We start from the raw sequence: 25,432 nt of genomic DNA, 5'->3' as shown, positions 1-25,432 counted from the left end.
TCAAAAGAGAAATGAGAAAGAAAAAAACATTATCAATTCTGTGTAGTTTATTTATACTATTAGGGTTTGGAGGTAGGGCACTTGCTCAAATAACAATAGGGACTGGAGAGCCTCCTGTAGCAGGAGCACTGTTACAAGTTAAGAATATTGAGAATGTAGGGGGATCAGGTACAAATGCCAACAAAGGAATGTCTTTGCCTAGAGTGAGTCTGAGAGATGTGAATATGTTATACCCAATGTTTACAGAAGGGTATGATAAGGGATATCAGGATGCTATACATGCTGGATTAGTAGTGTTTAATACAAATGCTACTTTAAAAGATGGTAATGGATTGGGAATTTATTTTTGGAATGGGAAGTTGTGGAGACCCTTAACAGGTGATGATGGTAATAATATTATTGAAGTAACTCCTAGTAATATATTTCTTTCTGAAGTTAAGTCGACTGATAAAGCGATACTTACAACAGGTAAAAGTGGGCAAGCTTGGAATATGACGACTTCTGGATTAGATGGGAACTCTACAATAAATACTCTTCAAAATGGAAAAAGTAGTAGATTAACATTTACAAGATCTGCAACTGTTTTTGGAGATAAAACGTATACTTTTAAATTAGTTGACAAACCAGATATTCAAGCACAAATATTAGTGAGTAACTTAGAGTTAAAAATCAATAAGGAAATATTTAGAGTAGGAGAAGGAAGTGTAAATGGGGTGGTAAATTCAAGTACTGCTATAGAGCCTATCGGAGGAGATGTGAATTGGGAATTAGTTGATTATTCTAAAGAAACATTTAACTGGACAATTCCTCCTAAAAATGATAGAGGGCATTTGGTTTTTGAATTAGGTACAGTAAAGGTAGGAGGACAAAATGCAACAGGAAGTGTTTTTGGAGAAATTAGAGTACGTCATATAAATGAACCAGGTTTAATTAGAACTATAAAAATAGAACAAAATAAAGAATATAGGGTGCTACCGCCATTTGATTATATGGTTATAAAATATGGGCCAGGTGGATTAATTAATAGTAATGTTGATATTGATTCTGCTACTGAGATTTTGAAATCTAATGTTTCTGCGGTTGATAAAAAACCAGTTGGGTTTATAAGTAGTGCTATTGGTTCGCAGACTGTTGGCGGAATTGCGTATATGTTCTATGCAGGAGATGAGAGAAAAACGGGATCAGAAACATCATATGTGAATATTCCTAAATTAAACGATATACTAGTTAAGTATCCAAATAGTTCTAATCAGATTGAGATTGGTATGTCAGCATGGTGGTATGAAATTAATTCTTCTACAGCTAAAGAAGCAATGGTTACTATTAGTCTGTATAAAGGCGGGATTATGGTTCAAAATGGTACAACTTTCGAGAACAAAGTAGATGGTGTAAAACAACTCCCGTTGTTAGAGTTTTCGTCAGGAATTAAGACTATTGCTATAAGAGGCGCGGAGGGTGCTACTTTAAGTAACTATAAAACAAAGTATACTCCTATGTTTAAATTAGAATATGATAGAAAGGATAATACAGGAGTTTTAATACAATGGAGAAATTGGGAATAGAATTAAAAACAGAATGGTTTAAATTTTTATATAAAACGAAGACTCTATTCTAATTTAAAATAGATATAATATAAAGAGGGTAGAACTGTTAAGTTCTACCCTCTTTTATTATATTTAATCTAGTTTATTATCCGTTAGAAGCTTCTACGATGATAGCTTCATCATTAAGCATATGTCTTAACATTCCCTCGATACCGTTCTTAAGAGTGAAAGTAGAAGAAGGACATCCACTACAAGCACCTTGTAATAATACATATACGATGTTTGTATCTTGGTCATATTTTTGGAAAGCAATGTTACCACCATCAGCTTGTACAGCAGGCTTCACGTTTTCTTCTAAGATATTGATGATACGTTGAGACTTTTCGTCTAATGTATCAAAGTGTTTATCTGCTTCTTCTTCGATAGCTTTAGCGTCAGTGATTAAAGATTCATCTACAGCTAAGTTACCATTTTCTAAGAATTCTTTGATGAATCCACGAGTAACATTGATTAGTTGATCCCACTCAAAAGCATCATATTTAGAAATAGAAACATAGTTCTCATCAATAAAAATTTCTTTAACGAAAGACTGCTTAAATAGCTCTTTAGCAAGAGGTGAAGCACTTGCTTCATCTATGTTTTTAAATTCTACTCCTTTTTTTGTTAATAATTTATTAGCTACGAACTTAATTACAGATGGGTTTGGAGTAGACTCAGCATAAATAGTAATTGGTTGCTTTTTTATTTCTTTTTTAGAATCTATTAGGATTTTCTTACCTTTAGCCAAGAATAGGTCTATATGATCTGCAACTGTATCTTTTACTTCATCCCATTCGACAATTGAAAATTTTTCGATGGCAATGAAATTATTTGAGATATAAACCGTTTTAACAAAAGGAAGGAAGAATAATTCCTTTGCTAAAGGCGATTCTGCAGTTTCATCTATATTTTTAAACTCGTAGTTTTCACCTTTAGTTATGAAATCTGGTAAAACAAATTTTATAATAGTAGGGTTTGACGTATTTTGAATTTGTATTTTTGACATATTATTTTAGTTTTTTTCAAAATTAGCAAAGAAAAATGCTAAGTGTCACGAAGATAATATTTTTAAACAATTAATTAACATTAGTAAGCACTAACAATTTAATATAGCGATAAAATGGGCAAAAGAATGTGGCTTTCATTATTTGTACTTTCAGGGTTCCTATCTGTAGGAGCCGTTGTAGGAGGTACAAACCCTTTTGATTATCTGGGTAATAAAGAAACAGCTGAGGTATATAACGATCAAGATGAACCACAACCAGAGGTGAAGTTTGGGAAGCCGTTTAATGTAGAGCAATGTTTGCCCGGATTAGATGCATTTAATGCTCCTGTGACTAATAGAGTAATAGTTTATTTAGGTGATGCTATTAGAAATGAAAATAGTGGTAGTGTTGTAGACAGTGAGGGAAATGCTATTGTGCCAAAAGGATATAAGTATAGTTTTTTCAATACCGAAAATGACGCTAGAAACAATAATAATGCTTTTTTAAATGATAGACTGGAAATTCATGGACCTGTAGCAGGAGAAAGAATAATATGGTTAAAAGTGTATTCTGTAATTGATAATACAAAATATAATTTAGAAAGCTTCAATTTGGTACTGACAAATGAAAATTGTGACTTATCAAAGAGATTAGTCAAATTACCTAATTTATATAGTTGTGCAGATACTAATGATGAAGGGACTTTCAATTTATCAAGAATAGGTAATGAACTTTATTATGGACAAACGTCAGTTAAACTTTCTGTTAATGGATTCGAGTTAATAGGTGATTTAACTAATTATAAAGCTAAAAATAATACAGAAGTACTTGTAGAGATAGATTTATCTGGAACTAATGAAAAAGGAAGTAGAAGTTTTAGATTATATACTGAGTCGTTTGAATTGAACCCAAATGAAGTTAGTCTAGTAGTTAATCAAAGTAAAGAAGATCTAGATGGTACACAGTATGGTGTCTTTAATTTAAATACCGCTAAAGAACAAATAATTTTACAAGGAGATAATGTTGATTATTATACAATTACATTTTATAATACGAAAGATGATTCAGAAAAAGGAATTAATGTAATACCAACTCCGGAAGCTTTAGAAGTAGTTGATGGAACTGTTGTTTATAGTCGAATTGTAAGTAATTTAACAAAGAATTTTTGCGTGAAGAGTGGTAAATCTGTTGCTTTAAAAGTGATGGATAAACCTTTAATACCTAAATTGGGTAACCTTTATTATTGTGAGGATAGACCTTCGAAAAATATTCCTTTAACAGATCAAACAGTTGTTATTGCAGATGGAAGAACAATCGTAACCGAGGAAGAATCTCAAGAAGAAGGTTTTGATCCTACTGATAAATTCACAATTGATTATTTTAATAGTAAAGCGGATGCTGATAGTAACCAGAATAAAATAGTAGGAGTAGAGATTGTAGTCGACCAAAATCAATTTAAACCTATCTGGGCAAGATTAACAGATTTAAAAAAGAAGAGTTTTAGTACAGCAATGTTTTATGTGTCTTTAGGTTATGATACCGAAACTTTGAAGTCTGGTGAAGTAAGTGGAGGTATTACTCCATTTTATCAAATTGAAACTAATACTTTATCGTATAGTGTTAATTTGAGAAAGAATGAAAACGAAGTAAAAGGAAAGTCTTCTTGGGAGAATATAGCTGATTTAAACCCAACAGATAAAATAAGAGTCGTTTATTATAAATCAGATGCTGATGCAAAAATGGATAAACGTATGGATGAAACTATGGTGACAGCGTATCCTATCAAAATGGGAGAAAAAAAGGGGCCTTTGTTTGCTAGAGTTATAATGGAGGATGGTTTTGACTGTAAAGCAAGTAATTACGTGGAGTTCTATATAACGCTTGGGACAATGCCTTCTATTGAGTATATCCCTGTAACTAATATACCTTCAAAGAGCCCACTTTATTTATGTCAGGACATTAATGGCAATGTTAACCCTGTTGAATTAGAGTTTAAGAATACTTCAAAATATCCAGTAAAAGTTATGTGGAAGGTTGAGGTAGTTGATGGCTGTACAGATATTTTTACAGGTCAAAAATTCACTTGTTTTCTGCCTTTGAAAAACTATGAAAATGATATTGTAGATCAAGTAGTAGGTCCTGGAGAGGTGGCTACATTATCAAGAAGTATAGCTGGTAAATATAGAGCTGATGTGATATTTGAGGAAGAGCCTTTTAAAGACGCTAAGTCTAAAGGGATTGATACGGATGTATGGACAGTCTTTGCACCTCCTATTTTAGAAGTGCAAGATGCTGACGCAAAAGGCATGATTAATAGTATGGAGATAGATGAGAAAGGTGAGACTAAAGTAGAACTTTCAATCGTTGGTGGAGACGTTAATGATTATGAATTTGCTTTAGATAATGGTGGATTCCAACAATCTAATCAGTTTTATAATGTGCCAATTGGTGATCATAGCGTACGTGCAAGAAATAAAATTACTAGCTGTTCTACATCTACAACATTCTCAGTATTCGGTTTTCCTAAGTATTTCACTCCTAACGGGGATGGGTATAATGATACTTGGAATATCCCAGGATTAAAAGGACATCAAGAAGCTCGTATTTATATCTATGATAAATCAGGAAGGCTACTAAAACAGTTAAGCCCATTTACAGAAGGATGGGATGGAACATGGAATGGAAAAGCTATGCCTTCTACGGATTATTGGTTCACTGTAGAGTTTGTGAATGATTATAAAGCGCCAAATGATAAAAACGGACAGAAGGTTAGTTATAAAGGACACTTTTCTTTAAAAAGATAATTAGGTTATGAATATAATAAAGAAGCGCTATTTAGCTATAGCATTATTGATTTCACAGATTGGTTTTGCGCAAGAAGGACTAACAGTAAATTCTGAATATTTAGCAGATAACTATTATCTTATACACCCTGCTATGGCTGGGATTAAGAATAGTACAAATGTAAAGTTCACTACGAGACAGCAGTGGAGTGGAGTAGATGATGCTCCACGTCTAATGACTTTAAATGCAAGTACTCGATTAACTGATCAGTCAGCTATTGGTATTATTGGGTTTAATGATAAGAATGGGTATCACTCACAGACAGGATTTAAAGCTACCTATGCTCACCATATCACATTTAGTGAGTCACGATATGATTTGAATCAATTGTCATTCGGTCTGAGTGCAGGTTTTGCTCAGACTAAATTAGATGAGACTGAGTTCGGAGGGTTTGATCCAAATATTGCTGGAGGTATTGAATTAAAAGATTCTTACTTCGCTGTAGATTTTGGAGCTGCTTACCACTACCAAAACTTCTTCTCTATGTTTACAGTGAAGAATGCTGTATCAAGTAAGAGCAAGATGTATAGTGATGCTGAAAGTAATAACTTTAGGAAGTATATCTTAGGTGGAGGGTATGCCTTCGGTAATATTCGCTATGGAACAGGGTGGATATATGAGCCTTCTGTAATGGCGCAATATACTGAAGAACGTGAAGACTTCGCTTTAGATATAAATATGAAAATATATAGACAGTTTGAATTTGGAAAAGTATGGGCAGGAGCTTCATTCCGTTCTAACTTTAATGGAACTGATTATTTCGTTGATGGTAAATCAAAGTCACAAAAGTATCAATATATATCTCCAATGTTAGGAGGAAGCTATAAAGGAGTTAATTTCTCTTATGCTTATACGAAGTTAATGGGAGATATTACTTTCGGTGATGGTGGTTTTCATCAGTTCACTGTAGGGTTTAATATTTTTCCTAAACGCATAAGTTTAGAGTGTAACTGTCCTACGGCAAAAGATTAATGTAAGTAACAGAATACATAAAAAAATCCCGATATTTATCGGGATTTTTTATTTGTGTATATTATGATTATAAAAGAAATAAGAGGCAAGTCTCCTCAGATACCGGAGGACTGCTATGTAGCTGAGAATGCTACTATCGTTGGAGATGTTACATTTGGTGCGAATTGTAGTGTTTGGTTTAATGCTGTTATTAGAGGTGATGTAAACTCAATTACTATTGGGGATAAGGTAAATATTCAAGATGGAGCTATTGTACACTGTACATATCTAAAACACCCTACAGTGATTGGTAATAATGTTTCGATAGGTCACAATGCTATGGTACATGGCTGTGTGATACATGATAATGTACTTGTAGGTATGGGGGCTATCGTGATGGATAACTGTGTAGTGCACAGCAATACTATTATTGCAGCTGGGGCTGTAGTAACTCAGAATACAGTAGTAGAATCAGGTGCTATCTATGCAGGTATGCCTGCTAAGAAAGTAAAGGATATTAGTGCTTCGGATTTCGCAGGTGAAGTAGAGCGTATCGCTAATAACTATGTAATGTACTCTAGCTGGTACAAGTAAATTAGGAATTAGGAATTAAAAATTAGGAATTGTTTGCCTTCGGCATTGTGAACTTAGAGAGTAAATTAATTACGGATTTCAAAACTAGTAATATCTAATTAATGTAAAGTTTTTTGATGTTTTAATTTTAATTAATTATATTGTAGTCAATTAACTAAAAGAAAACGATGAAAAGAGAATATTCTAAATTTGAAATTGTTTGTTATTTATTTTGTATACTAGCCGTAGGTGCGTTCTTTTCTTATCATATATCGTATGCAATGGGTAAATTCATAGCGTTTAATTTATAGTATAAAAATCTTATTGTATACTAATAAGGTTTAGAATAGCATTCTATATTAGAACAATAAGAGGTCTAGTGCATATACTGCACTAGACCTCTTATTGTATTTATGATACTATAGTACTATCCTAAGAATTCTTTGACGATATCAAAGAACATTTGCGGGTTTTCTGCATGTAGCCAATGTCCTGCGTTAGGAATAGTTTTAATCATATAGTTAGGGAAGTGCTCTTTGATAAGTACTTCATCTTTCTCTTGGATGTATTTAGAATTACCACCTCTGATAAATAGGGTGTCACCAGTATATTCTGCACCTTCTTCTACACCCTCACCTACAGCATCTTCATTGTTGTTAAATGCTTCTAGGTTAAATCTGAAACCAAGTTGGCCTGGTTCTACCCAGTACAAGCTTTTTAGTAAGAATAAACGCGTACCAGCTTCAGGTATATGTGAAGCAATAATCTCTTCTACTTCTTTTCGACTTGGTTTGACAGAGAAGTCTACAGCGTTAAGAGCTGCTAAGATATCTTGATGATGAGGTGCGTAACTTCTAGGTGAGATGTCAGCTATGATTAGCTTCTCTACTTTGGCAGGATAACGGGTAGCTAATTTCATTGCTAGTTTTCCTCCCATAGAGTGGCCTAAGACGATAGCGTCACATATAGCGTGATGATCCATATAGCGGATAACATCGTCTACCATAAAGTCATAAGACCAATCGTTAGAATGGAAGCTACGACCGTGGTTACGCAACTCTAATAAGTGTACTTCGTATCCGATCTCAGCCATTTGCTTCCCAAAAGTATTCCAGTTGTCAGACATACCCATGTATCCGTGCATTACGATTATTGGGATGCCTTCACCTTCGATTTTAGAGTATAAAATATCTGCCATTATTGTAATTTACGGATATACATATTCACTACATTTTCTAGACCTAAGTATAAAGACTCTGCTATTAGCGCATGACCTATAGATACTTCTAATAAGTTGGGAATATTGTTTTTAAAGAATTCAATATTGTCAAGGCTTAAGTCGTGCCCTGCATTAACACCTAATCCTAGTTCATTAGCTAGTTCAGCAGCTTTAGTATATGGAATGATAGCATTCTCGTTACCTTTAGCATACTCAGCAGCAAACTCTTCAGTGTATAATTCGATGCGATCTGCACCTACTATTTTAGCACCTTCTATCATTTCTAGTACTGGATCTACGAAGATCGAAGTACGGATATTACGAGATTTACACTCTTGAATTACTTCTTGTAAGAAAGCCTTGTGCTTGATGGTATCCCATCCCGCATTAGATGTTAATGCATCTACAGCATCAGGTACTAAGGTTACTTGTGTAGGAGCACACTCATATACAAGGTTAAGGAAGTTATCCATAGGATTACCTTCTATATTATATTCTGTGTAGACTACATCTACTAAGTCACGTGCATCTTGATAACGGATGTGTCTTTCATCTGGTCTAGGGTGTATTGTCACTCCTTGTGCACCGAACTTTTGAACATCTTTTGCTACTTGTAATAAATTAGGAACATCTCCTCCTCTTGAATTTCTTAGAGTAGCAATTTTGTTGATATTAACAGATAGCTTAGTCATATATTTTGGTTTTAAACACAAAAATACAAACTATAATTAACGTCTATTGTTTTATTTTTGATTATTTTGCACTTCTAAATAAGAACTTGAATTATGTTATCTCCAGACTTCTTTCTATTGACAGATTATCCAGTCTGTAAGCTGAATACACTTGTAAAAGATATTCTGCCATTTTTAGAGAAAAACAACTTTTCACACCTCCCTGTGGTGAATATGGATAATATATGGATAGGTAATATAAATACAGAGGACATTAGTACAGCTGATGAAGATAGCAGTATACAAGATGTTATGTATGATTTAGAAAAGTTTTACTTGCTAGAATCTTCTAACTTAAACCCATTTGATTTTTTTGATTTGTTTAATCAATGTGAGACCAATACAATCCCTTTACTAGATGATGAAGGGAATATTAAAGGGGTGTATAGCCGAGATTATCTATTAAACGAGTGGAGTAAAACGATGTTCTTTGATGAGAGAGGTACGACTTTTGTTATCGAGAAAGGATATGATGAGTATAGCTTCTCTGAAATAGCTCAAATTATAGAGGGAAATAATGCTCGTATGATAGGACTGATGTTATTATCTAACGTTAACTATCGTACACAAGTACTAATAAAAACAAATGGTATCAATACAAAAACGATCTTAGATGACCTAAGACGTTATGGTTATGATATAGTAAGCACACTTTCTGAGGATACACATCTTAATGATCTCAAGGAAAGAACAGAATACCTTAATAAATATCTAAACATATAATATGAAGTTTGCGATTTATGGACAGACTGCTAAGCCTATTGTACAGAATATAGTACGTAGGTTATTTAACTTATTCAATCAATACGGAGGAGATACTGAAGTTATTTTTGAAGAAGAATTTTACAGTCTATTGAAAGAAGAGAATATTCTTTTAGAGGAATATAAGACGTTTGGAACAGAAAATCCTTTGACTAGTGAAGTAGATTTCTTTATTAGCGTAGGTGGAGATGGGACGATGCTTCGTGCTGCTAATTTTATTAAGAATACGAATATACCTATTGTTGGTATTAACGCTGGCAGATTAGGTTTTTTAGCTAATGTACAGCATGATAATTTAGAAGAACATATTCCTTTATTATTTGAAGGAAAATTTAAGAGATCTAAAAGATCATTGTTAAGTTTAGAATGCTTACCAGAGAAGAATAATGAGTTTGAAATTCAATACGCTTTGAATGAGGTGACAGTATCTAGAAAAAATACTACTTCAATGATCACCGTAGAGACTTATTTAGATGATGAATTCTTAGCTACATATTGGGCTGACGGATTGATTATTTCTACACCATCTGGATCTACAGGATATTCACTTAGCTGCGGAGGTCCTATTATAGAACCAGAGACAGGATGTTTTGTACTGACGCCTTTAGCTCCACATAATTTAAATGTAAGACCTTTAGTAATACGCGACAACTTGACTATTAAGTTAAAAGTAAGTTCACGCGAGAAGCAGTTTTTAGTATCATTAGATACTACTACAAAAACAGTTGATAATGAAACGGAGGTGATAATAACTAAAGCACCATTTACAGTAGACTTAGTAGAATTCCCATCTCAGAGTTTTATAAAAACGTTGAGAAATAAATTACTTTGGGGAGAGGATAAAAGAAACTAAAAGTCAATAAACAATATACTTTTTCAGTAGATTTAGCGTTTAAAACACAATGAGTAATTCTCAAGGATTCAAACATTGAGAAAAAAAAAGACTTTTAAATGTCTATATCACTATATTTGTAAATTATTTTAACAGAATGAATAAAATTCTATTATCTCTAATACTGCTACTTACAACAGTTACTGCTACGGCTCAGATCCATGAATTTGGTGTTGGGTTAGGTGGTTCTAACTATGTGGGAGATGTTGGTTCTACTCAGTTTATAGCACCAAAAGATGTAGGGTATAATGTGTTTTATCGTTGGAATAGAAGCCCTCGTCACTCATTTAGATTTAGTTATTCTAATCATAAGATATCTGGTGATGACGCTAAGGCAGATATGGGAAGTAGAAAAGAAAGAGGTTATAGTTTTACGAATACAGTACAGCAGTTGGCTGTAGGGATTGAATTTAACTTCTTTGAATTTGACTTACATGAAGAGAACTTTGGATTCACCCCATATTTGTTTTTTGGAGTATCAGGGATTAGATATAATGATCTTTATTATAGACCGAGTACGGCTATAGAAGGATTTGAATCAGAAAGTGTAGATTTAGTAAAAGGAGATAAGAAGAATTCAATGGCAATACCTTTTGCAGGAGGATTAAAGTTAAGACTTACTCCACAGATAAATCTAAATGCTGAGGTAGCTGCACACTATACATTTACTAATAATTTAGATGGTAGTAGTCCTGCAGAGGCAAATAGAAAGTCTTATAGTTTTGGAAAAAACGGAAACGATTGGTTTTTTTATTCAAGTATATCAATAAGTTATACTTTTGGAAAGAATCCATGTTATTGTGCAGATTAAATGAATTTGAAAGAACAAATTAACGTTAACAACTTACCAGCTCACTTAGCCATTATTATGGATGGTAACGGAAGATGGGCTAAGCAGAAAGGATTCTTAAGAACACTAGGTCATGAAAATGGCGTTAAGTCTGTGCGCACTACTATAAGTGAGTGTGCTAAATTAGGAATTAAGCATTTAACATTATATGCATTCTCAACAGAGAATTGGAATAGACCTAAGTTTGAGGTTGAGATGTTGATGAAAATCTTAGTGAAATCTCTAAAGAAAGAATTACCCACATTTACAAAAAATGGCATTAAGCTTAAAGCAATAGGTGATTTATCGCTACTTCCAGAGCAAGTGCAAAAACAATTGGCAGAGGTTATTGATCATACAAAAGACAATAAACACATGACATTGACACTAGCATTGAGTTATGGTTCTAGAGCAGAATTAATAAATGCTGTAAAAGAAATTTCTTTTAAAGTTAAAAATAACTTAATTTCGGAGGCTGATATTGACGAATCAGTTATAAATAATCATCTTTACACGAATGATCTACCTGATGTTGACCTATTAGTTAGAACAAGTGGAGAGCAAAGAATAAGTAATTTCTTGCTTTGGCAAATCGCTTATTCTGAGCTATATTTTACAGAAGTTCTTTGGCCCGATTTTACGGAAGAAGAACTTTACAAGGCCCTTCTAACCTATCAAAATAGGGAGAGAAGGTTTGGAAAAACAAGTGAACAAATAAAATAAAAAACAAATCTAATGTTTCAAAAAGGTACATCACTTTTTGCACTGTTTATCGCAGGTTTAGTATACACCCACGCGCAAGCTCAGGATAGTATAAAAATCCCTTCTTTTGAAGCTCCTAAACAATATACGTTAGGGGACATAACTGTGACAGGAAAATTTAGCTTAAATCCCCAAACGATAGTTACTTTTACAGGGCTTTCAAAAGGCCAGAAAATAACAGTGCCTGGAGAAGAAATTTCCCATGCTCTTAAGAAGTTATGGAATGTCGGTTCATTTACTGATATTAACTTTTATGAAACATCTATAAAAGGAGATACTATTAATGTAGAGCTTACGCTTAATGAACTTCCTCGTCTTAACAGTGTTAAAATAAAGGGATATAAGAAAGCAAAATCAGAAGCACTTATTAAAGAAGCTAAGTTAACTAGAGGAAAAATAGTTAATGATAACTTCTTATCTACTACAAAATATTTCTTATTAAATAAGTATAAGAAAGACGGATACTTTAATACTAAAGTTACTTTAAATACGGTTCCTTCAGACTCTACTGGTAGAAAGGTAGATTTAGTGGTAGGAGTAGATAAAGGTAAAAAAGTGCGTATTGAAGCAATTACTTTTGATGGTAACTCTCAGTTAACAGAAAAGAAATTGAAAAAAGCAATGAAGGAAACGAAAGAGCGTAGCCCTTTTAACCCATTGCGTATATTCAAACCGTCTAAATTTATCAAAGCTAAATACGAAGAGGATTTAGGTAAGATTGTTGATAAATATAAAGAGACAGGTTACCGTGATGCACGTATTGTTGCAGATACAACTAATTATAATCCTAAGACTAATAGAGTTACTATTAATATTGACGTAACTGAGGGGAACAAATATTACTTTGGTGATATTCGTTTTCTTGGAAATACTGTTTATACTAATAGTCAATTAAAACGAGTATTAGGTATTGATAAAGGTGAAGTTTATAATGGTATTTTATTAGATAAGCGTATTGCTGATAAAACTAATCCAGATGCTTATGATATAACTAACTTATATCAAAACAATGGTTATTTATTCTCTAACATTAACCCTGTAGAGGTTAGAACAGCGAATGATACAATTGATTTTGAAGTTAGAATTGTAGAAGGACCTATCGCTAAGTTTAATAATATTACAGCGTCAGGTAATGATAATACACATGACCACGTAATACACAGAGATCTTAGAACTCGTCCAGGAGAAACATGGAGTAAATCTCTTGTTATGGAGACTATCCGTAGACTTGGAGGATTGAATATTTTTGATGCTCAGGCTATTGTGCCAGATGTTAGAAATGCAGATCCAAGTGCGGGTACTGTAGATATTGACTGGCAAGTAACTGAGAAGGGATCTAGCCAGGTAGAGTTACAAGGTGGATACGGTGGAGGAGGTTTCATCGGTACATTAGGACTTTCATTTAATAATTTCTCGTTGAGAAATATATTTAATAAGAAGTCTTATAAACCATTCCCTATGGGAGATGGACAGTCACTATCATTACGTTTACAAGGAAGTACATATTACCAAACATATAGTATTAGTTTCTCTGAACCTTGGTTTGGTAGACGTAAACCAATCAACTTCTTTGGTACTGTAGCTTATAGTACACAAAGTTTATACGATTATGTGAATCGTCGTACAGATAGAAGTAGAGGATTTGACATTACTACAATTCAGTTTGGTATTGCGAAACAATTAAATGTACCAGATGATAATTTCGTATTATCACATACATTGAGTTTCCAATATTATAATATGAAAAACTATAATACTGGATTGTTTACATTCGGAGACGGGGCTTCTCGTAACTTAGCTTATCAAATCGAATTAAGACGTGATAACCGTGGTAACGACCCGATCTTCCCTACTTATGGTTCTTTCTTTAGTGTGAGTGGTAAGTTTACTGCACCATACTCATTGTTTAACAATGTTGATTATAAAAACCTAGGTAACGAAGAAGAGTATAAATTACGTGCTAAAGCTGGAGCAGTTGACCCTGCAACAGGAGTAGCTATACCAGTAGGTACATATTTAGATGAAAATTATAGACCAGTAAATAGATGGGAAGATGCAACAGCAGATGTTGCTAAAGTCGATCAAAAGAAATTTAACTGGTTAGAGTACTATAAACTTAAATTTAAAGGAGACTGGTACACTACTATTTATGATAAATTAGTAGTACGTGCATTAGGAGAGTTTGGATTTATGGGGGCTTATAATAGTAATAGAGGAGTAGTTCCTTTCGAAAGATTCTATGTTGGTGGAGATGGATTAGCGAATTATTCATTAGATGGACGTGAGGTTGTACAGTTAAGAGGGTACAAAAACCAAACATTAACTCCATATAATGATAGAGGAGAACAAATCGGAGGTACTATTTACAACAAATTTACGTTAGAGTTACGTTACCCTATTACATTAAAACCAAGTGCATCAGTTTATGTATTAGCATTTGCTGAAGCTGGTAATGCTTTTGAATCGTTTAAAACGTATAGTCCTTTTGAATTAAAAAGATCTGCGGGATTCGGTGTTAGAGTATTTATGCCAATGTTTGGATTGTTAGGTATCGATTTCGGTTATGGATTCGATCCAGTTACAGGACAGCAAAAAAGAAATGGATTTGAAACACACTTCATTCTTGGGCAGTCGTTTTAATGTGCTAGTAGCATAATAAACATGATTTAAGATGAAAACGTATTTAGCTGTATTTTTTAGTTTTTTTGGTATAATAAGTTCTTTTGCTCAAGGGGGTAGTGCTCGTGTAGCCTACATTGATATGGAGTATATCCTAAGTCAAACTCCTGAGTATTTAGAAGCTACTGGTCAATTAGATGAGAGAGCAGGTGCGTGGAAAGGCGATGTAGATAAGAAGAAAGCTGAGATTAAGAAGTTAAAAGAAAACTTAGCAGCAGAACGAATCTTGTTAACTAGAGAGCTTATAGATGAGAAAGAAGAGGAGATATCTATATTAGAAGATGAACTTTTTCAATATCAACAAAAGCGATTTGGGACATCAGGTGATTTGATTACTCAAAAGATCATGTTAGCTAAGCCGATTCAAGATCAGGTGTTCGCTGTAGTAGAAGATATAGCTGAGGCTCGAAAGTTTGACTACGTGTTAGATAAAAATTCTGAGGCTACTATGGTAATTGCTACAAAAAAACACGATATTAGCGACTTAGTTTTACGTAGACTTGCTACTGCACGTCGTAAGCAGGGAATGACTAGATCTGAAGCTAAGGCTGTAGAAGAAGAGGAAGAGAAAGAAGATGCAATGTCATTAAGACAAAGTAGACGTGAAGAGCAGCAACGTAGAAAAGAAGAAGCTGAGCGCTTAATGAAGATTGAGCAGAAGAAGCTAAATGATGAGCGAGCGAATGATGTGAATTATCAAAGAGAGCAAGATGCTATCCGTCAGAGGGAAGAAAGGATTAAGGAGCAATTAGAAAAAGCGAATATTCTTAAACAACAAAGACAGGATAAAATAGATGCTCGTAATGAATTAATCAAGCAACGTCAATTAGAGGCTTCATCTCAACAAAAAGTAGGGACTCAAAGTAATGATATCAGTGAAAAGGTAGCTGCACAAAAGGAACTTATTAAGCAACGTGAAGAGGAAGCTGAACAGAAACGTCAGGAGACTGCTGAGCGTCGTGAGCAAATCAAGAAGGAGAAAGTACAAGCTATGGAGGCTCAAAAAAGTGAAGCAGATAGAATTAAGGCTGAACGTGAGCGACTGTTAAAAGAAGAGATGGAACGCAGAAAGCAAAATGCGTTAGATCAAGATTCTAAAAAACCGTCCATAGATATTGAAAAACTTCGTGAAGAGCGCAGATTAGCTCAAGAGAAGCGCGATGAAGAGCAAAAACGCAAACGTGAAGATGCTCTTAAACGCAGACAAGAAATGATCGACGAGGCTGTGCGTAAAGACGAAGAAAGACGTCAGAGAGCTCAGAAAGAACAAGACGATCGTAAGGAGTTAATTCTTAAGAGACAAGCAGAAGCAAGAAAACAAGCCGAGGAGGCAAGCAAAAAATAGAATAACAATAAAATATAAAGTAAATAAATCAAAAATCGAGAAAGATGAGAAAAATGAAATCTTTATTAATGGCAGCTGCATTGTTTTTTGGAGTTAGTACTACTGCTGTAATGGCTCAATCTAAAGTAGCACACGTTGACGCAAGAGCTTTAATGGCTGAATTACCAGCAATGAAAAATGCTCAAGCTGAATTAAAGAAAATCGGTGAAGGATATGAGAAAAACTTCTCAACTATGATGTCTGAGTACCAAACTAAAATTCAAAAGTATCAAGGTGAAGCTGCTACAGCTGGTGATGCTAAAAACGAAGAAAGAGCAAAAGAAATTGACCAATTACAACAAAGAATTCAAGAGTTTCAAAATACAGCTCAACAAGAACTTCAAAAGAAAGAAGTTGAGTTAACTCAACCAATCTTAGAGAAAGCTTTAGCTGCTATTCAAAAAGTTGGAAAAGCTAAAGGATATGAGTATGTATTAGATTCTTCTACTGGTTCAGGTGTTTTATTAGCTAATGGAACTAACATCTTAGTAGATGTAAAAAAAGAATTAGGAGTTAACTAATTTTAGTTAAAGACAAATAAACATAATCAAAACCACTCTATTACAGAGTGGTTTTTTTATATTTGTATATGACTAAGAACAATCCTATAGGTTTATTTGACTCTGGCATCGGAGGAACAACTATTTGGCAAGAAATTAATCTTTTGATGCCTAATGAAGATACTATTTTTATAGGTGATCAACGTTATGCACCATACGGAATAAAATCTAAGCAAGAAATTGTGGATCTTTCGTTTAAGAACATTGACTATCTACTTTCACTAGGTTGTAAGATTGTTGTTGTTGCATGTAATACAGCAACAACTAATGCAATCGAAGAAATGCGAGAGAAATATTCTATTCCTATAATAGGTATAGAACCTGCTATTAAACCAGCTACTATATTATCGAAGACTTCGAAGATAGGTATTCTAGCAACTAAAGGAACGATTACGAGTGATTTCTTTGCTTCTAAAGTAAAGTTGTACCCTGAAACTCAAATCATCGAGCAAATAGGCTACGATCTAGTCACTCTTATTGAAACAGGAAGATTACATTCTGATGAAATGAAAGCATTGTTAACTTCCTATTTATTACCAATGGTAGATCAAGGAATTGATACCCTAGTTTTAGGGTGTACACATTATCCCTATTTAACGCCTATAATAGAAACAATTATTCCTGCTGATATTAAGATTATTGATTCAGGAAAAGCAGTAGCTAAACATACTAAAGAGGTATTAGAGAAATTAGACCTCCTGACCACTAACACAAGTGCAGGTGCAAATTATTTTTTTAGTAATACAGATATAGAAATATTAAAAACATTTACTCCTGAATCAGGAATTGTAGAATACAGAGATTTCTAAGAAATAAAGATATTTAAAATAACAAGAGGGTGATGAACATAGTTCATCACCCTCTTGTTATTTAGTAGAGTTGTATAAGAGATTGTTAAGCAAGATTGTTAAGCAAGATTGTATTATAATCTACTCAGTGCTTTCGTTTTGTATCGAAATCTTTTTTTAGGTTAAACCCGAAATACGCGATAGACATATAAACGAAAAGTAATTATACAAGATAGGTCTGAATTAGTGATATAAGCATACTATAGTATGGTTTTAGAGCTAATGAAAGAGCTATAAAGTAGAATTGCTTTGTAGTATTTGGCTAATGCGGATTTTGGGTTAAAGGAGACGTTAGAGATGAATAGCGGAAGTATAAGAGGTGAATTCTTGGGCAAAATGTCTATTTGCCCAGTTATAGTCCTACCATTGTCCTAGTATTGTCCTAGAATTAGCTATGAAACCCCTATTTCATTGACTTAAAAGGGTGTTGTAGCTTTGTTATAAAATTGACTGTTTTTTGTTAACTGTCATGTTTTTAGTTGATTATGTGTTTTTTGGTTTTAAAAAAATGAATAAAAAATTAGATTAGGACTCCATAAAGGCTTAATCGCAAGGGGAATTGCAGAAAAAAGAAGGTTAATGGAGTACTAATATTGATTTTTATGGTCAATATAGTGGGTTAATTAAAAAAAAGTAAAAATAAAGTTATTGATGTAATTGGAGAGTTTTCTTGATAAGATATAGATGTGTGAAATAACCTAAGTGAAATGGGTTTTAGGAATGAGACAGTAGTTTGTTATTAAATTAAGAAAGAGTTTGGTCTCAAAAAAACAAAGGATCAATAGGTCAACTTATGCTAGCATAATAGTTGAAATAAGTTTTGAAGTGAATAAATCAGGATTAGTATACTCTAAAATAAGAGTAGTTAGTGTGGATTATCAATGAATTAGCAATAATATAATTTTTGTTTTAGAATATAAGAGTATGCGGTGTTAATGTATGCATGCATAATTGTTTGTTTTAGTTAATTCTAAAGGGCGAAATTAGGTTTATTTGCTTTTTATTTTAATAATAATTAAAAAGTAAGAATCTGTATGTTAAAATTAGACTTAAATATTTGTAAAACTCGTAGAACTGTATATATTTGAAATAAACGAATTATAAACAACAGTTAATTATGATAAGAAAAATATTATCACTGTCTCTACTTACTTTGATATCGACATCAGCTTTCGCTGGGGGGTATAGAGTTGCAATGCAAGGGAACAAACAACTTGCAATGGGACATACAGGAGTAGCAGTCATAGGCAATGGTGCGGAATCGATATTCTTCAATCCTGCTGCATCTGTTTATTCGGAGGATAGGTTTAACTTTGCTGGAGGTGTTAGTTATTTAGTAGCTGATACGAAGTTCCAAAATAAAACTTATGGATGGGAAAATGAAACTCGTAATCCAGGTACACCTTTTTACCTTTATGGAACTTATAAGGCTACAGATTGGATGACAGTTGGTCTAGCTGTATATTCACCTTACGGAAGTAAAGTGGAATGGGATAAAGACTGGCAAGGTTCTCATTTAGTTAATAATATTGATTTAAAAGCTATTTATTTTCAACCTACTATTGCAATTAAAGTTAGTAAACACTTCAGTTTTGGAGGGGGACCTATCTTCGTTAATGGAGGAGTAACGTTTAATAAGAACTTGTCTCGTAGTATGACTGATGAGCAAGGGAACAGAACGAATGTAACGGTAGAAGCTAAGAATGTAACGGCTTGGGGATGGACAGCAGGATATTTAGTTAATGTAGATGATCACTTAAGATTAGGACTTAACTATCGTTCTAAAATCATAATGGACGAAACAGATGGTAAATCTAAGTTCCATGATGTACCAGGTTTCGGACAAGGGATATTTAAGGATGGAAAAATCAAAGCAGAAATGCCTTTACCAGCTGAGTTAACAGTAGGTGCTTCTTATACTTGGAAAAAATGGTTATTTGCATTTGATTACAATAGATCTTTCTGGACTGCATATAAATCATTAGATATAGAATTTGTTGGTAATACAGCTATTGGTACATCTAAGAATCCACGTAATTATAAAGACTCTAGTACTTATCGTTTTGGATTGCAGTATACTATGAATGAGCAATTAACTTTGAGAGCAGGATGGTATTATGATGAGAGTCCAGTACAAAAAGGATATTTCGCACCTGAAACTCCACGTAATGACTCACGTGCGTATACAGGGGGACTTAGTTATAAATTTAAGAACGGTATAGGAATCGACTTGTCATTTAGTTACCTACACTTTAGTGATACTAACAGTAGTTATGACTATTATATGGAAGATGGGCATAATGTGTCTTTCGGAGGAACATATAAATCTGCTGTGACAAGCGGAGGTATAGGAGTAAGCTATAGTTTTTAATTTAATTAAAGAGAAATCATGAAAAAAAGATATTTATTACTATTACCAGCTGTAGCTTTATTAGCTTCATGTGAACCATCTATAAAAGATGAGATAGACTCTGGTACATATAGTGCAGGTGAGGCTGACTTTAGTTCATATGTGGCAGTAGGTAACTCACTTACTTCTGGATTTATGGACGGAACAGTTTATAGATCTGGTCAGAAGAATTCTTTTCCTAATATATTAGCAGGTCAGTTTAAAATAGTAGGAGGAGGGGAATTTACTCAGCCATCTTATGAAGATGATATTAATAATGTCGGGGGACTATTATTTGCAGGGCAACCTAATATTGGATTTCCAAGTAGAATGATTGTTAATATGATGCCAGGAGCTGATGGAAATCCATTAGGACCGCAGAATCTTAATAAACCTGTAACAATAGAGGCTACTAAACAACAGAAAAAAGCATACCACAATGCTGGTGTGCCTGGAGCGAAGACTTTCCATTTAATTGCTTCTGGTTATGGTAGTTTAGCTGGATTATCAAATGGTACAGCTAACCCTTATTTCGTACGTACAGCTACGGATGAGAACGCTACTGTATTAGGGGATGCGATGAGTCTTAAGCCTACATTCTTTACTAACTGGATAGGAGCTAATGACGTATTAGCTTATGCTACTTCTGGTGGGGAAGGGAAAGATCAAAATAAATTAGGAGGATTAGATCCTAAGCAATATGGTTCTAACGATATCACTCACGCAGGAGTGTTTAAACAAGTATATGAAGGAATTACTGCAACTCTGACTTCTCAAGGAGCAAAAGGTGTAGTAGCTACGATACCTGATGTTACTGCTATTCCGTTCTTTACTACTGTTCCTTATAATCCGTTATCTCCTACACTTATCGGAGAAGCAAATATTGATCAGTTAAATGGGTTAATAGGAATGTTAAAACAAATCTTAGCTAAAGGAGGACAAGGAGATAGACTTCAGTTGATTTCTAAAACTTCAGCTACCCCTCTTTTAATTCAAGACAAGACATTAGTAGATATGTCAGCTTTATTAGAAGGTGGATTAACTCAAGCGGTTGGTGCAGGTTTATTTCCTATTAAGTTATCACCAGAGCAAATTAAGTTTATAGCTATCTCTTATGGGCAAGCAAGACATGCTACTGCTAAAGATTTGATGTTATTAACAAGTAGAGCAAAAATAGGAGCTGCATTACCTCAATCAACAGGTAACCCAGCAATGGATGGTATGTTGAAAATAGGAGTGTCATTCCCTATGAGTGATGCCTTTGTACTTAATCCTGTAGAGCAAGCTAATATTAAAGAGGCGACTGTACAGTTTAATGCTATTATCAAAGCAACTGCTGCTAGTAAAGGTCTAGCGGTGGCAGATATGAATGATATCTTAAACAAAGCTGTGGCTGGATTAAGAGTAGAAGATGGCCAGATCTATACTGCAGATTACTTTAAAGGAATGGGTAACTTAAATACAGTGATGTTCTCATTAGATGGTGTTCACTTAAATGCGAGAGGATATGCGTTTATTGCTTCAGAGATTTTAAGAACAATTAATAAGCACTATAAAGCTAGTATTCCACTAGTTAACCCAGCTGTTTATCCAGGACCTGAATTAGTGGTTGGTAATAAATAAAAAACTGTTTAATTTTATAGAAAAAATTAGATATGGGATTTATTGTAAGATTATTGATTACAACAGTACTAGTTGTATTATTAGCTAACATTTTGCCAGGTGTACATGTAGATAATTACACTACTGGATTATGGGTAGCAGTAGCATTAGGGCTTTTAAATATGTTTTTAAAACCGGTATTAGTATTATTAACATTACCTGCGACTATTTTGACAATGGGATTGTTTTTACTAGTCATCAATGCTTGTATTATACAATTAGGAGCTTATTTTGTAGATGGATTCGTAGTAAATGGATTCTGGTATGCGATGTTGTTTAGCATAGTGTTGACATTTTGTCAATCTATCGTAAATGGCTTTTTGCAAAAAGATGAGCCAAGAAGAGGATAAAAAATTAATAGTTGAAATACAATTACTTAAAAAGTTGTTTGGGTTGTAAAAATAATATATTTTTGCAACCCAATTTTATATGTAAATACATCAAAAATGAATATCACAAGAAATAACGTAGATGCTCTTAATGCAATCGTAACTATCGAGCTTGCTAAAGAAGATTTCCAAGGAAATGTAGATAACGTTTTATCTAACTACAAAAAGAACGCAAGCGTTCCAGGATTTAGAAAAGGTGCAGTTCCAATGAGTTTAATCGTTAAACAATATGGTAAAGCTGTATTGTTCGAAGAAGTAAACAAAATTTTACAAGAGAAATTAGGTAGCTACCTTACAGAAGAGAAATTAGATATTTTAGGAAATCCATTACCAGTTGCTAATGATATTGACTGGGATGCTGATGTATTAAAATTTGATTTTGAATTAGGATTAGCTCCTGAGTTTACTTTAGACTTAGAAGGTAAAAACAATATCAAGAAGTTCAAAGTTGTAGCTGATGACGCTATGCTAGATGAGCAAGTTGAGTTTATCCAAAAACAATACGGAAAAATGATCTCTAAAGAGGTAGTAGAAGAAACATCAGAAATGGTAGGTACTTTTACTAACGAAGAAGAGGGAATTAACAATGAAGTTAAAATCGCTGTAAGCGATATCAGAACTAAAACTAACCAAAAGAAATTTATTGGTAAGAAAGTAGGAGACCAAGTTACTGTAAGTACTAAAGGTCTATTTGAAGATGACCATAAATTAATGGAAGTTTTAGCTATAGGACACGATAAAGTTCACGGATTAGAAGTTGATGTAGTATTTACTATCAATGAAATCAATGAAACTGAGAAAGCTGAATTAAACCAAGAGTTATTTGACAAATTGTTCGGAGAAGGTGTTGTAACATCTGTAGAGCAATTAAAAGAAAAAATCAAAGAGGATGCTGAAAAACAATTCACAAGCCAAGCTGATCAAAAGTTCTTAAACGATGTTTATGAGCATTTATTAGAAAGCGCTACTTTCGAATTGCCTGCTGCTTTCTTAACTAAATGGTTAATGGATGCTGGTGAAACTCCAATGACAGCTGAAGAGGCTGCTGCTGAGTATGCTAAATCTGAAAAAGGTTTACGTTACCAATTAGTAGAAGGAAAAGTAATGTCTCAATTTGACTTACAATTAGACTTCGCTGAAATTAAAGAATACACTACTAAATTAATCAAGGATCAAATGGCTCAATTCGGTCAATTAGAACCTGAAGCTAAAGTAGTAGAAGATATCGTAGCTAGAGTAATGACTAACCAAGATGAGGTAAGACGTATTTCTGAGCAAGTAATGAACGAAAAAGTTTTAGCTTTATTCAATGAAAAAGTAAAAGCTGAAGTAAAAGAAGTTTCTTACAAAGATTTCGTTAAGGAAATGTACGGAGAATAATATCCGGAAAAAAATAAGTATATTTGAGCGTCTTTCTGTCACAAGAAAGGCGCTCATTTTTTTATTGAATATTAAATAAATTGAAGAAGAATATGGATTTCGGTAAAGAGTTTCAAAAGTTTGCTACTAAGCACCAAGGGATAAATAGCATGTACTACGATAAAATCGTAAGTAGCATGACACCTTATATTATAGAAGAAAGACAGATGAATGTAGCATCTATGGATGTATTCTCACGTCTGATGATGGATAGAATTATCTTTATGGGTACAGCTATCGATGATTATGTGGCTAACATTATTCAAGCGCAGCTGTTATTCTTAGAGAGTGTTGATAACGAAAAAGATATCAGTATTTATGTGAACTCTCCTGGTGGAGGTGTTTATGCTGGATTAGGTATCTATGACACAATGCAATTAATCAAACCTGATGTAGCAACTATCTGTACAGGTATGGCTGCTTCTATGGGAGCTGTGTTATTATGTGCTGGAGCTGAAGGTAAGCGTTCTGCTTTACCTCACTCTCGTGTGATGATCCACCAACCACTAGGAGGTGCTCAAGGACAGGCTTCAGATATCGAGATTACTGCTCGTGAAATAATGAAGTTAAAAACAGAGTTATATGAAATCATTTCTAAACATTCTGGACAATCGATGGAGAAAGTACACCATGATAGTGACCGTGATTACTGGATGATCGCTCAGGAAGCTAAGGAGTATGGAATGATTGATGAGGTTTTAATTAGAAAATAATTTATGGCTAAAGAAGAAATGTCATGTTCATTCTGTGGACGTGCTAAATCTGATACTAATATTCTTATAGCAGGTATAGATGCTCATATTTGTGACCGATGTGTGGAACAAGCATATGGGATCGTGCTAGAGGAAGAAGAATCAAAACAGTTAGGAGATATATCTAGTGATTTATTGCTTAAGAAACCAATGGAGATCCGTGATTTCTTAGATCAATACGTTATTGGACAAGATCAAACTAAAAAGGTGATGTCTGTAGCTGTATATAATCACTATAAACGTCTTTTACAAGAGATGAATGATGGTGAGCAAGATATCGAGATAGAGAAGAGTAATATCATTATGGTCGGACAGACAGGTACTGGTAAGACTTTAGTGGCTAAGACTATTGCTAGAATGCTTAATGTGCCTTTAGCTATCGTAGATGCAACTGTGTTAACAGAAGCAGGATATGTAGGGGAAGATGTAGAAGGTATTTTGACAAAGTTATTACAGGCTGCTGATTATGATGTAGAGAAAGCAGAGAGAGGAATTATCTTTATTGATGAGATAGATAAGATCGCTCGTAAGAGTGATAATCCATCTATAACACGTGATGTATCTGGTGAAGGTGTTCAACAGGCGTTATTAAAATTACTTGAAGGAAGTGTAGTGAATGTTCCACCTAAGGGAGGAAGAAAGCACCCAGATCAGAAGTTTATTGAGGTGAATACAAAGAACATTCTTTTTGTGGCAGGTGGAGCGTTTGATGGTATCGAGAGAATCATCTCTAAGCGTTTAAATATGCAAGCTGTAGGATATAAGTCTACAGTAGAGGGTGAATTAGTAGATCGTACTAACCTAATGCAGTACATCATTCCTAAAGATATTAAAGATTTCGGGTTAATCCCTGAGATTATAGGAAGGCTACCTGTATTAACGCACATGGATCCGTTAGACAAAGTTACTTTACGTGCTATCTTGACAGAACCTAAGAATGCCTTGATTAAACAATACGAAAAATTGTTTGAGATGGATGGTATTAAGTTTACGATTACAGATGAAGCTTTAGACTACATTGTAGATAAAGCTCTTGAGTATAGACTTGGTGCACGTGGATTAAGATCATTATGTGAAGCTATTTTAACTGATGCTATGTATGAACTACCTAGCCAAGATGAAATAAAAGAACTTAATGTGGATAGAGACTATACAGTTCACGCATTAAATAAGAATTTACTGCAACGATTAGAAGTTGCATCATAAAGAAAAGAGGCT

21 protein-coding genes are annotated in these 25,432 nt (G+C 33.9%); 18 read left to right on the top strand and 3 right to left on the bottom strand.

The annotated features are described in order from the left end of the window. Positions 1-11 precede the first annotated feature (11 nt). Positions 12-1,562: a hypothetical protein gene (locus tag CF599_RS04800; protein WP_143824790.1), complete on the top strand. Its 1,551-nt coding sequence runs from the start codon at positions 12-14 to the stop codon at positions 1,560-1,562. 127 nt (positions 1,563-1,689) lie between these two features. Here the strand turns inward: CF599_RS04800 and CF599_RS04795 are convergent, their stop codons facing one another. Next, positions 1,690-2,589 carry a NifU family protein gene (locus CF599_RS04795; RefSeq protein WP_121964907.1) on the bottom strand — a complete coding sequence of 300 codons (900 nt, stop codon included), beginning with the start codon at positions 2,587-2,589 and terminating at the stop codon, positions 1,690-1,692. 114 nt (positions 2,590-2,703) lie between these two features. Between CF599_RS04795 and CF599_RS04790 the strand changes: the two genes are divergently transcribed. From CF599_RS04790 to CF599_RS04780, 3 genes are all read left to right on the top strand, one after another. Further along, a complete protein-coding gene (locus CF599_RS04790; protein ID WP_254050239.1) occupies positions 2,704-5,373 on the top strand; it encodes a T9SS type B sorting domain-containing protein in 2,670 nt (889 codons plus the stop codon). Between the two features lie 7 nt (positions 5,374-5,380). After that, entirely contained in the window at positions 5,381-6,385 is a 1,005-nt protein-coding gene (locus tag CF599_RS04785) for a type IX secretion system membrane protein PorP/SprF (protein ID WP_121964906.1), read from the top strand. Positions 6,386-6,448: 63 nt separating this feature from the next. Next, positions 6,449-6,958 (top strand): gamma carbonic anhydrase family protein, encoded by a 510-nt coding sequence (locus tag CF599_RS04780; RefSeq protein WP_121964905.1) that lies wholly within the window; start codon positions 6,449-6,451, stop codon positions 6,956-6,958. 406 nt (positions 6,959-7,364) lie between these two features. On the opposite strand, the gene CF599_RS04775 is transcribed toward CF599_RS04780, so the two are convergent. Next, on the bottom strand, positions 7,365-8,135 hold the full coding sequence (locus CF599_RS04775; RefSeq protein ID WP_121964904.1) for an alpha/beta fold hydrolase: 771 nt from the start codon (positions 8,133-8,135) through the stop codon (positions 7,365-7,367). Then, complete coding sequence (locus CF599_RS04770; RefSeq protein ID WP_121964903.1) at positions 8,135-8,848, bottom strand: pyridoxine 5'-phosphate synthase; 714 nt, start codon at positions 8,846-8,848, stop codon at positions 8,135-8,137. The genes CF599_RS04775 and CF599_RS04770 overlap by 1 nt, the downstream gene beginning before the upstream one ends. A gap of 93 nt (positions 8,849-8,941) precedes the next feature. On the opposite strand from CF599_RS04770, the gene CF599_RS04765 reads away from it, so the two are divergent. The 14 genes from CF599_RS04765 (at position 8,942) to clpX (ending at position 25,420) form a co-directional block, all read left to right on the top strand. Next, the gene (locus tag CF599_RS04765) at positions 8,942-9,610 is read left to right on the top strand and encodes a CBS domain-containing protein (protein ID WP_121964902.1); all 669 of its coding nucleotides are present in this window, start codon (positions 8,942-8,944) and stop codon (positions 9,608-9,610) included. Position 9,611: 1 nt separating this feature from the next. Then, positions 9,612-10,502 carry an NAD kinase gene (locus CF599_RS04760; protein ID WP_121964901.1) on the top strand — a complete coding sequence of 297 codons (891 nt, stop codon included), beginning with the start codon at positions 9,612-9,614 and terminating at the stop codon, positions 10,500-10,502. Positions 10,503-10,638: 136 nt separating this feature from the next. Continuing rightward, positions 10,639-11,352 (top strand): DUF6089 family protein, encoded by a 714-nt coding sequence (locus tag CF599_RS04755; protein ID WP_121964900.1) that lies wholly within the window; start codon positions 10,639-10,641, stop codon positions 11,350-11,352. Further along, positions 11,353-12,093: an isoprenyl transferase gene (locus CF599_RS04750; RefSeq protein ID WP_121964899.1), complete on the top strand. Its 741-nt coding sequence runs from the start codon at positions 11,353-11,355 to the stop codon at positions 12,091-12,093. 12 nt (positions 12,094-12,105) lie between these two features. Beyond that, positions 12,106-14,772, top strand: a complete 2,667-nt coding sequence (locus tag CF599_RS04745; protein ID WP_121964898.1) for an outer membrane protein assembly factor — start codon at positions 12,106-12,108, stop codon at positions 14,770-14,772. A gap of 31 nt (positions 14,773-14,803) precedes the next feature. Next, the gene (locus CF599_RS04740) at positions 14,804-16,156 is read left to right on the top strand and encodes an OmpH family outer membrane protein (RefSeq protein WP_121964897.1); all 1,353 of its coding nucleotides are present in this window, start codon (positions 14,804-14,806) and stop codon (positions 16,154-16,156) included. A 44-nt stretch (positions 16,157-16,200) separates the two neighbouring features. Next, entirely contained in the window at positions 16,201-16,716 is a 516-nt protein-coding gene (locus CF599_RS04735; RefSeq protein WP_121964896.1) for an OmpH family outer membrane protein, read from the top strand. A 68-nt stretch (positions 16,717-16,784) separates the two neighbouring features. Next, complete coding sequence (gene murI / locus CF599_RS04730) at positions 16,785-17,564, top strand: glutamate racemase (protein ID WP_121964895.1); 780 nt, start codon at positions 16,785-16,787, stop codon at positions 17,562-17,564. Between the two features lie 1,156 nt (positions 17,565-18,720). After that, the gene (locus CF599_RS04720) at positions 18,721-19,974 is read left to right on the top strand and encodes an OmpP1/FadL family transporter (protein WP_121964894.1); all 1,254 of its coding nucleotides are present in this window, start codon (positions 18,721-18,723) and stop codon (positions 19,972-19,974) included. An 18-nt stretch (positions 19,975-19,992) separates the two neighbouring features. After that, the gene (locus tag CF599_RS04715) at positions 19,993-21,615 is read left to right on the top strand and encodes a hypothetical protein (protein WP_121964893.1); all 1,623 of its coding nucleotides are present in this window, start codon (positions 19,993-19,995) and stop codon (positions 21,613-21,615) included. A gap of 32 nt (positions 21,616-21,647) precedes the next feature. Continuing rightward, entirely contained in the window at positions 21,648-22,004 is a 357-nt protein-coding gene (locus CF599_RS04710; RefSeq protein ID WP_121964892.1) for a phage holin family protein, read from the top strand. 96 nt (positions 22,005-22,100) lie between these two features. After that, positions 22,101-23,423, top strand: a complete 1,323-nt coding sequence (gene tig / locus CF599_RS04705; protein ID WP_121964891.1) for a trigger factor — start codon at positions 22,101-22,103, stop codon at positions 23,421-23,423. A 92-nt stretch (positions 23,424-23,515) separates the two neighbouring features. Beyond that, entirely contained in the window at positions 23,516-24,175 is a 660-nt protein-coding gene (clpP, locus tag CF599_RS04700; RefSeq protein WP_121964890.1) for an ATP-dependent Clp endopeptidase proteolytic subunit ClpP, read from the top strand. Positions 24,176-24,178: 3 nt separating this feature from the next. Continuing rightward, positions 24,179-25,420, top strand: coding sequence for an ATP-dependent Clp protease ATP-binding subunit ClpX (gene clpX, locus CF599_RS04695; protein WP_121964889.1), 1,242 nt, complete (start codon positions 24,179-24,181; stop codon positions 25,418-25,420). Positions 25,421-25,432: the final 12 nt, after the last annotated feature.

Source organism: Myroides sp. N17-2, assembly GCF_002286775.1.
Lineage (GTDB): Bacteria > Bacteroidota > Bacteroidia > Flavobacteriales > Flavobacteriaceae > Flavobacterium.
The sequence above is the reverse complement of the archived record's forward strand: the minus strand, read 5'-3'. Positions and strand labels throughout refer to the sequence as shown.